Below are 5,608 nucleotides of genomic sequence, written 5' to 3'. Positions count from 1 at the left end.
GCTGGCCATCCTGGGCGAGGGTGGCGGCCCAGCGCGAAACACTGGCCCGGCTGGCCCCCAGCTGTCGGGCGATCTCGGCTTGGGAGAGCCGCCCCTGCCGCAACAGCCGCGCGGCCTCCAGACGGCGCTCTTCCATCTGCCCCGGCGTCAGATGCGCCGGCCGCCACACATTGCCATCCATCGCGCACCTCCTCACGAGGACCGACACCGCCCTATGTTACACCACCTTCGTGAAGATCATTAATCTTCATTATCAACCCCGAACGACCAAAGCCACCGCAACATCCACGAATGGCATTCGATGATATCGTGCGGATGCTTGCGTGAGGCTGCCTTATCCTTCCGGTGAATACAGCCAGGTTTCTCTGCGGCAGGTGACGAATTCTTAAGCATAAACCCATAGGAATGATTGCACGCGATTCTCAACCTGGCGGTTTCCATGGGCATTCGGTTCGATAAGGTATTGGAGCAGGTGGCCATGGCCGGCAGCGGCAAGGGGCCCGTCTCCACGGCTGAGAAACGAGAGCGGAAGGTTCAACGCATCGAAGAATCCATCCGCGAGGCGGTGGGCGACCGCATCGTGATGTGCTTGGGACTGGCCCTCACTCTCTCCGCAATCGGCCTGCCGGTCTACGCCCTGCATTTGAGCGACAGCTATACTTATCTCAAGAGCGCCGTGACCGACACGACCGCCGGCAGAGCCGCCGCAAATTCGACGCGCTCCGTCGATCTGAGCCCCGCGACAACCGGCTCACTGACCAAGAAAGAGATTAAACCGGCTGCAGGTCAGAAGGGCGATGCGGCAGCGCAGACCGCCAGCAGAGGAGCGCTGTTCCAACGCTACGTCGTTCATCGGGCGACAGGCGGATCAGCCCTGATCGAAGGCCCCGAAGGCCTCTGGTGGGTTACGCCCGGCATGACGCTGCCCGGAATCGGCCAGATCATCTCCATCGAGCGTTCCGATGCCGGCTGGGTCGTCCTGACGACCGAGACCATGATCACTCAGTCGCCGTCGGCACGGGCATCGAGCTAGCGCATCGTGCGGCGCTCTCCCGAGCGCCTCACCTGACATCACGACATCGTCCCGATCGACATTGGAACAGAGCTTTGTTCGACAGGCCGGCCGCTTACTTCGTCGCCGTGACCATCGGTGCCGCCTGGTTTCCAAGCCAGACCCAGCCCGCGCTGTCGGACCCTTCCCGCTTCACATAGCGATAGCCCGTCTGTTGCCAGGGGAGGACGGCATTGCGCTTGTTGTCGAGAATGTAATCGCCGCGATCCGTTCTCGCCATGAGCACGGCGTGCCCTGCCCCGATCTCGTCGATGACCACCGTCATGCGCAGGGCTCGCTGCGGCAGGCCGGCTTCGGTGAGAAGGCGGCGCTTCAGCAACTGGATGTCCTCGCAATCGCCGAGTCCGTCATCGGGATAATCCCAGCGATCGGCGACACCCCAGTGATCCTGGTCGGTCACCGGCAGGATCTCCTTGTTCACGCGCTCGTTCACGTCGGCAATGGTCTTCCAGACCGCCTGATTAAGAACGATCGTGTCGGGCTCTGAAGGATTGAGAGCGCATTCCCGCGGCATGTGCGTGCAGAACGCGACCCATGCCGGAGTCGGCCCGGCCGCCCCCACGGTCAGAATCGCATCTCCGGGCATCGGTGATTGGGGTAGCGCGAGAACCGATCCCGCACCGGCCATGGCGGACAGGACGGATGCGGCGAGACCCGCCGCAGCGAAGATATGATTGAGGCGTTTACCTCGCCTCCGTATCGTCCTGAAAGTAATCACGCTCATGCCCCGCGTCTGTTCAGCTTTTTTCTTTTCAACAAAGCTGTCAGCAGCGGACGCTCGGCGCAAGCGCGAACTCGTCGCAAGGTCACGAACGACTCGTCACTGTTGACTTCCAGCAACAGAGCAAGCAACCGGCGTCATCGTGAGATGGCGACCTCTCTGAACGAAGAGGTAAGATCAGTATTGGGCGGTTTCGAATACAACCGGACCTGTTTGACGCCGGAATCCCGTCGAGAACCGATGAAATGGTGCATCCGCCAAACGAGCGGGCTGCCTGCTTCGGCTTCAACCGCGATCGGCGACGATCAAATCGGCGCCTTCAGCACATCGAGGCCTCGTTTCATTCAATACCGGCTCTGCGCCACGCTGCGATGTCTCGCCCAATGCCTCGTTCTCTTCGAGGAGACCATGAGGCGGAAGACGGGCGTCCCGATCAGCCCGACCAGGGATGCAGCAACGAACGGCACGAGAACGACAGCCATGGATCTTTCCTCATCACTTGGAGGTACTCCTTCCATATGATATCGCGAGCTTGCCCGAACCTGACGCAGCGTTTGCGCGATCTCGTCGGTTCCGGCCCGAGGTTTACTACATTGCTAGGAAGAGCTTCGGTCGCTCGGGATCGGGGTATAGTGTCGAACCGAAGTGAACATCGGTTTCCTTGGGAGATCTTCTTGAGAACGCTCTTCGTGACGCTCGCGGCGGCGATCAGTATTGGCGGCTGCGCGCCGACGACCTATGAAACGCTCGCCCTGTCGTGTTCGGATTATATTGGGAAGCCCATCTCCGCGCGCATTGCCGCCTGGGGCCCGCCTCGAACGGTCTACAGGATCAGCCCGACCCAAATCGGCTATATCTTCGAGAGAAGAGAGACCACCTTCATCGGCGGCGAGCCATATTACACGGTGAACTACCTGATCGGCGCCGACAAGCACCGCACGCCGATCCGCAAGATTACGACCGTCTGCAGCGGCATCTTCGTCGTGAGCGCACCCACCGACGCGATGCCGGTCTCCGAGCGGATCGTCGCGGACGTCATCTCAAAATAGTGGATCAGAAGCCGCCGAGCCTGAGCTTGGTGATGCTCATCATCAGGTCCACGCCGATGCCTGTTTCTACAGGTTCCGAGAACAGCATCAGCACAGGCGAAACCTCCTCTACGCTGGCGTTGTTGATACCTCGCGTAGCGCTAATCCGCTGGATCAGCTTTTGGCATCCTGTAAATCCAGATCCGCCTTGGACGTTTCAGTCGGAATATTGAGGGTCGTCTGCACGAACTTCAGGAACTCCTTGTCGGCCAATTGGCCCATGGTGGTTGTGGAACTGGACGCCTGGCGCATGAAATAGAGCGTAAGTCTCGCACCTCCATTCTGCTCACCCATGAGACTCGCTATTGCGTGTGGCTGCACCGGCGCGGCACCTGACCGGGATTGATTACTGCCCCCACCCTAGGCTCCGCCGAGGCGGCGGATCTTGCATTTGCGCTTGGATTCCGAACTTGTCATGCGGAATGGGCTCTAAGGAATAGGGGTACTGGAGCCCGCACCTGCAGGAGGGTCTTGCAGGGCAAGGTCTTGCCCTGTTTTCTCCGTCTCGCAGCGCACACGAACAGGAGGCTGGACGTACTGGCTCATTCAGGACCGCCACCGCACCGATACCGTGCTGAGCCAGCTGAACGAACGCTATCATGCCAAGTGGATTTGAACACGGGAGGTTTAGCTCGGTCTTGGGGTGCTCACTGGCGAGCGCCGCGGAAATTGCGGTCGAACACACCCAGATAGACGCTGAGCCTAGCTTTGCGCTTCAGAAAGATAAAGACGGCGCTCCCTACAGGGAGCGCCGTCTTTATCTCATATGTCCGCGCCACTATTGAACGCAGCTGCCGTCCGGCCTTAGCTAGAAAGCGTGGTAGGCGGCGATAACCGCGTCGACTTGATTAGTATTCATGGACTGGAGTTGCGGATCGGTGAAGGCGCCGAGCTGCTCTTCAGTAAGAGCACTGATGTCCTCCACCGAAAGCCCAGAGATCGCACTTGTGCTGATGGCCGCAATATCCTCGGTCGAGAACTGCTTGATGTCATCGTCCTCAAGTGCGGCAATCTGGTTGGCGCTCATGGCGGCGACCTGCTTGGACGTAAGAGCCTCGATCTGAGCCGTTGTCATACCTTCGATCTGCGAAGTCGTAAGGCCCACCACGCTCTTCGTGCTCAGCGATGCGATGTCAGTAGCGTCGAGTTCGGCGATCTGCGTATCGCTGAGCACACTCACCTGGTCTGCGCTCAGAGCATTCAGTTGTTCAGCACTCATTAGAGCTATTTGTGCCTCGCTCAGAGCTTGGATCTGGGTGGTGCTGAGGGCGGAGATCTGGGCCGGCTTTAGGGCACCGAGCTGATCATCGCTGAGTTCGCTGATTGCCTCCACCGACAGGCCCGAGATCGCCTTGGCGCTGATCGCGCCGATCTCCTCGGTCGAGAATTTGGCAATGTCATCGCCATCCAGCGCCGAGAGCTGCGCTGCGTTCATGGCGGCGACCTGGGCTGCGGTGATGCCCTCGACCTGATCTTCGCCCAGCAAGCCGATCTGCGTCGCCGAGAGGCCAGCGACAGCCTTGGTGCTGAGCTTGGACACGTCGAGTTCGGCAATCTGCGCGTCGTCGAGCACCGAGACCTGCGAGGCGGTCAGGGCCGTGACCTGAGCCTCCGAGAACTTGCCGATCTGCTCGGGTGTCAGAGCCTTGACCTGAGCGGTGCTGAGGGCGGAGATCTGGGCCGGCTTCAGGGCACCGAGCTGATCATCGCTGAGTTCGCTGACTGCCTCCACCGACAGGCCCGAGATCGCCTTGGCGCTGATCGCGCCAGTCTCCTCGCCTGAGAATTCCGCAATGTCATCAGTGCCAAGCGAACTAATCTGCGCTGCACTCAATCCTGCAATCTGCGTCGCGTCGAGCGCTTCGATCTGGTCTACACTGAGCGCGCTAACCTGTGCCGATGTCAGAGCGGCCATCTGGCTTGCGGAGAAGCTCGTCATTTTCGAGCTATCGATTGCGAAAAACTGATCGGCGGTCAAACCAACCATAGCCGCGGTGGAGATGGACCTCAGCTGGTCGCCCGTGAAGGTCGCGATGTCATCTACATCCAAAGCGCCGACTTGACTTGCGCTGAGGGCATTGATTTGCGTTGCCGAGAGAGCCTGGATGTCCTCTTCAGTGAAAGATTTGATCGTTTCAGTCGAAAGTTTCTTAATCTGGGAAGTTGTCAGGGACGAGATGATAGAGGTCATTATTGCGCGCCTATACTTTCAATAGGTTGAAACGTCGTTTTTCGAACGGCCCGCGCCGAGGGACTGCCACAATCCCTCAATGCTTCCGGGCGAAACCATCACCGATTTGCGCATGACGCATCTGAGTAACACCGCACCGATGCGCGGCGTCGATGATTCCCCTACGAACGAAAAACCTCATTTGGAACATGGCTCTCGAGAGCCCGCGCGCTGGAAAGGCATCATGCGTAAGAACCAAAAAGGCCCTTATCCCAGGCGTATGTACATCGAACTCTGCCGGAACTTTGCCTCCGTCAAAATTCCTTTGGTGCCTTTGCATCAAGTTTACGAGCGCACCAAAAGTGTACCTTTTGTAAGGACTACCCACGATCAGTTAATTGTCAGTTAAAATTTTCGTTAGATCTGATCTAGAGGCTGGTGAGCAATTTTATTACTCGCTTCAAGTGCTTGATTTGGAATAGCTTTCGTGAAGATTGATGAGGCGGATGCGGGGTGTGCAACGGTTGAGGAGCCCCGCTATGGATACTTGTCTCTAT

The 5,608-nt window shown here is 58.8% G+C and carries 8 protein-coding genes and 1 pseudogene; 3 read left to right on the top strand and 6 right to left on the bottom strand.

The window, feature by feature from the left end:
- A partial coding sequence (locus FS320_RS36590; RefSeq protein ID WP_152716020.1) for a helix-turn-helix domain-containing protein occupies positions 1-181 on the bottom strand: 181 nt, incomplete at its 3' end.
- 228 nt (positions 182-409) lie between these two features.
- Here FS320_RS36590 and FS320_RS36585 point away from each other — a divergent pair.
- The gene (locus tag FS320_RS36585; protein ID WP_152717237.1) at positions 410-1,033 is read left to right on the top strand and encodes a hypothetical protein; all 624 of its coding nucleotides are present in this window, start codon (positions 410-412) and stop codon (positions 1,031-1,033) included.
- 94 nt (positions 1,034-1,127) lie between these two features.
- Here the strand turns inward: FS320_RS36585 and FS320_RS36580 are convergent, their stop codons facing one another.
- Together FS320_RS36580 and FS320_RS45525 are read right to left on the bottom strand one after the other, a co-directional pair.
- Positions 1,128-1,796 carry a transglutaminase-like cysteine peptidase gene (locus FS320_RS36580; protein WP_152717236.1) on the bottom strand — a complete coding sequence of 223 codons (669 nt, stop codon included), beginning with the start codon at positions 1,794-1,796 and terminating at the stop codon, positions 1,128-1,130.
- Positions 1,797-2,137: 341 nt separating this feature from the next.
- Positions 2,138-2,275 (bottom strand): hypothetical protein, encoded by a 138-nt coding sequence (locus tag FS320_RS45525; RefSeq protein ID WP_153885378.1) that lies wholly within the window; start codon positions 2,273-2,275, stop codon positions 2,138-2,140.
- A 192-nt stretch (positions 2,276-2,467) separates the two neighbouring features.
- Here FS320_RS45525 and FS320_RS36575 point away from each other — a divergent pair, with 192 nt between their 5' ends.
- A complete protein-coding gene (locus FS320_RS36575) occupies positions 2,468-2,842 on the top strand; it encodes a hypothetical protein (protein WP_152717235.1) in 375 nt (124 codons plus the stop codon).
- A 153-nt stretch (positions 2,843-2,995) separates the two neighbouring features.
- Here FS320_RS36575 and FS320_RS36570 read toward each other — a convergent pair whose 3' ends face one another.
- From FS320_RS36570 to FS320_RS51110, 3 genes and pseudogenes are all read right to left on the bottom strand, one after another.
- Positions 2,996-3,175 (bottom strand): DUF1217 domain-containing protein, encoded by a 180-nt coding sequence (locus FS320_RS36570; RefSeq protein WP_162003473.1) that lies wholly within the window; start codon positions 3,173-3,175, stop codon positions 2,996-2,998.
- A gap of 514 nt (positions 3,176-3,689) precedes the next feature.
- The gene (locus FS320_RS36565) at positions 3,690-4,820 is read right to left on the bottom strand and encodes a hypothetical protein (protein ID WP_152717233.1); all 1,131 of its coding nucleotides are present in this window, start codon (positions 4,818-4,820) and stop codon (positions 3,690-3,692) included.
- Between the two features lie 93 nt (positions 4,821-4,913).
- Positions 4,914-5,072 (bottom strand): annotated as a pseudogene (locus FS320_RS51110) (hypothetical protein); the annotation flags it as partial.
- A gap of 79 nt (positions 5,073-5,151) precedes the next feature.
- Here FS320_RS51110 and FS320_RS36560 point away from each other — a divergent pair.
- Positions 5,152-5,460 (top strand): hypothetical protein, encoded by a 309-nt coding sequence (locus FS320_RS36560; protein WP_152717232.1) that lies wholly within the window; start codon positions 5,152-5,154, stop codon positions 5,458-5,460.
- The last annotated feature ends 148 nt before the right edge of the window (positions 5,461-5,608 follow it).

This window comes from Microvirga tunisiensis (assembly GCF_009296175.1).
Taxonomy (GTDB): domain Bacteria; phylum Pseudomonadota; class Alphaproteobacteria; order Rhizobiales; family Beijerinckiaceae; genus Microvirga; species Microvirga tunisiensis.
This window is presented reverse-complemented; position numbering and strand designations above follow the sequence as displayed.